The organism is Kitasatospora sp. NPDC007106, from assembly GCF_040634455.1.
Classification (GTDB): Bacteria; Actinomycetota; Actinomycetes; order Streptomycetales; family Streptomycetaceae; genus Kitasatospora; species Kitasatospora arboriphila.
The window spans coordinates 1-3,287 of sequence record NZ_JBEYFP010000664.1 but is presented as its reverse complement, the minus strand read 5'-3'; the positions used below and the strand labels follow the sequence as shown (position 1 = coordinate 3,287).

The 3,287-nt window shown below is 72.0% G+C and carries 3 protein-coding genes; all 3 read right to left on the bottom strand.

Annotated features, from left to right (window positions below; all coding sequences use genetic code 11):
• Window positions 1-54: 54 nt before the first annotated feature.
• Window positions 55-1,479, bottom strand: coding sequence for a GH1 family beta-glucosidase (locus ABZ641_RS30390; RefSeq protein ID WP_359986939.1), 1,425 nt, complete (start codon window positions 1,477-1,479; stop codon window positions 55-57).
• A 48-nt stretch (window positions 1,480-1,527) separates the two neighbouring features.
• Window positions 1,528-2,364: a carbohydrate ABC transporter permease gene (locus tag ABZ641_RS30385; protein WP_344624533.1), complete on the bottom strand. Its 837-nt coding sequence runs from the start codon at window positions 2,362-2,364 to the stop codon at window positions 1,528-1,530.
• A 5-nt stretch (window positions 2,365-2,369) separates the two neighbouring features.
• The coding region (locus ABZ641_RS30380; RefSeq protein WP_359986936.1) for a sugar ABC transporter permease at window positions 2,370-3,287 on the bottom strand (918 nt) is incomplete at its 5' end.

The following is a 3,287-nucleotide window of genomic DNA, read 5'->3' as shown; positions in this document are numbered from 1 at the left end:
GCTGCCGGGGGCTGTGGGGGCTCCGGCAGCCGCACGGCGTTCTCGGCCGGCCCGTCAGGCCGGCAGGTCCCCCGCCCGGATCACCTCCGCGTACCAGCGCGCACTCTCCTTGGGGGTGCGCCGCTGGCTCGCGAAGTCCACGTGGACGATGCCGAACCGCTTGCTGTAGCCGAACGCCCACTCGAAGTTGTCCAGCAGCGACCAGAGGAAGTAGCCGCGGACGGGCGCCCCGTCGGCGATCGCCCGGCGGACGGCGGCCAGGTGGCCGTGCAGGTAGGCGATCCGCTCCGGGTCGCGCACCGTACCCGTCGGGTCGCAGTAGTCCTCGTACGCGGCGCCGTTCTCCGTGACCAGCAGCGGCAGGCCCGGCAGGTCGTCGCGCAGCCGGGTGAGCAGCTCGTACAGGCCGTCGGCGTCCACCGGCCAGCCCATCGCGGTGCGGCTGCCCTCGGCGGGCAGGAAGCGCACGCCGCGGTCGGCCGGCCACGGCGAGAGGTCGCCGGCGTGGCCGTCCTGGCGGGTGGCCGGGTTCTGCGGGTCGTCCGCGGCGACCACGGTCGGGGTGTAGTAGTTGATCCCCAGCGAGTCGATCGGGCGGGAGATCTCCGCCAGGTCGCCGTCGTGGACGAAGGACCAGTCGGTGACCCCCGCGGTGTCCGCCAGCACGTCCGCCGGGTAGCGGCCGTGGAACACCGGGTCCAGGAAGATCCGGTTCGCCAGGCCGTCGATCCGCCGCGCCGCGTCCAGGTCGCCCGCGTCCTGCGTCAGCGGGCGGACGGCCGCCAGGTTCAGCGTCAGCGACACCTCGGCGTCCGCCGGCAGCGCCGAGCGCAGCGCCGCGGTGCCCAGGCCGTGCGCCAGCAGCAGGTGGTGGTGGGCCGTCAGGGCCGCTGCCGGGTCGGTGCGGCCCGGCGCGTGGATGCCGTTGCCGTACCCGAGGAACGCGCTGCACCACGGCTCGTTGAGCGTCGTCCAGGTGCCGATCCGGTCGCCGAGGCGCTCGGCCGCGACCTGCGCGTACTCGGCGAAGCGGTACGCGGTGTCGCGGTTCGTCCAGCCGCCCGCGTCCTCCAGCTCCTGCGGGAGGTCCCAGTGGTAGAGCGTCGCCACCGGGGCGACCCCGGCCTCGAGCAGTTCGTCGACCAGCCGGTCGTAGAAGGCCAGGCCGGCCTCGTTCACCGGGCCGCGGCCGCCGGGTACGATCCGCGGCCAGGCCAGCGAGAAGCGGTACGCGCCGAGCCCGAGCGAGGCCATCAGGGCCACGTCCTCGCGGTACCGGTGGTAGTGGTCGGCGGCGATGTCGCCGGTGTCGCCGTTGCGGACCTTGCCCGGCGTGCGGCTGAAGGTGTCCCAGATGGACGGCGTGCGGCCGTCCTCGGCGGCGGCGCCCTCGATCTGGTAGGCGGCGGTGGCCGCGCCCCAGACGAAGCCGGCCGGGAAACCGGTGCGGACGGGGGAGGGGAGGGCTTCGACGGACATGTCGCCTTCCGGGGAGAGTGGTTGGGGATGCACGGGGGCGGGGGCGGCTCAGCCCTTGACGGCGCCCTGCATGATGCCGCCGACGATCTGCCGGCCCAGCAGCGCGAACACCAGCAGCACCGGGAGCGTGCCGAGCAGGGTGCCGGCCATCACGACCGACTGGTCCGGTACGTACCCCTGGCCGAGCGACTTCAGCGCCACCTGCACCGTCGGGTTCTGCGAACTCAGCGCGACGATCGGCCAGAAGAAGTCGTTCCAGGTGGCCATGAAGGTCAGCATGCCGAGCACGGCCATGCCCGGACGGGCCACCGGCAGCACGATCGAGCGGAAGATCCGCAGCGCCGAGGCGCCGTCGACCCGGCCGGCCTCGATCAGCTCGTCCGGCAGCGCCTGGATCAGGAACTGCCGCATGAAGAACACGCCGAACGCCGAGACCAGCGAGGGCAGGATCACCGCCGGCAGCTTGTTCTGCAGGTCCATCTTCACGATCACCATGAACAGCGGGATCACGCCCAGCTGCGGCGGGATCATCATGGTGCCGACCGTGACGGCCAGCAGCAGCCCGCGGCCGCGGAAGCGCAGCTTGGCGAAGGCGAAGCCGGCCAGCGTCGAGGAGAGCACCACGCCGGCGGTCACCGCGGCGGACACCAGCAGCGAGTTCCACAGCGCGGTGCCGATCGCGGCCTGCTGCAGCGCCTCGCCGAAGTTGTGGAACAGGTTCGGCCCCGGGGTGAGCGACGGAGTCGCCGCGCTCAGCTCGGAGTTGGTCCGGCTGGCCGCCACCACCGTCCAGTAGAACGGGAAGACGAACAGCAGCGTGGCCGTGCCCAGCACCGCGTACGCGAGCGGGCCGCCCTGCAGGGGGGAGCGCTTGGCAAGCATCATCTCGATCACCGGTCCGTACGGTTGCGCCGGGCGGCGATCGCCGCGTTGAGCAGGGCGAGCACCACGATCAGCAGGAACATCACCCACGCCACGGCCGCCGCGCGGCCCAGGTGGAAGAAGGTCCAGCCCTGCTCGTACATGTAGAGGCCGAGGGTCTGGTACTGGTGCGAGATGCCGCCGCCCGAGTTGCCCTCGTACAGCAGCGGTTCGCCGAACAGCTGGGTGGCGCCGATGGTGGACACCACCACGGTGAAGACGATCGTCGGACGCAGACCGGGGATCGTCACGTGGCGGAACTGCTGCCAGCGCGAGGCGCCGTCCATCGCCGCCGACTCGTACAGCTCGCCCGGGATCGCCTGCATGCCGGCCAGGTAGATCAGCGCGTTGTAGCCCGTCCACCGCCAGGTGACGATCGCGGACACGCCGAGCTGCGAGGCCCAGGTGCTCGCCTGCCAGTCCACCGGGGAGAGGCCGACCGAGGTGAGCAGCCAGTTGATCAGACCGTAGTCGCGGCCGAACAGCTGGGCGAAGACCAGAGTGGCGGCCGCCACCGAGGTCGCGTACGGCATCAGCATCGCGACCCGGAAGAACGTCCGGCCGCGCAGCTTGTAGTTGAGCAGGTGCGCCAGGCCGAGCGCCATCAGCAGCTGCGGCACGGTCGACAGCACACCGATGGTGAAGGTGTTGCCCAGCGCGTTCCAGAAGAAGTGGTCCTCGAACAGCCGGGTGTAGTTCTGCAGGCCCAGCCAGTCCATCTGCTCCGAGGTCTGCAGCTCCACCCGGTGCAGCGACACGTACGCGGTGTACACCAGCGGGAACAGCCCGAAGGCGGCGAACAGGACGAAGAACGGCGCGACGAACCCGTACGGGGCGAGCCGCCCCGCCGCACGCGGGCCGGACCGGCGCGCCGCGGCGGCCGGCGC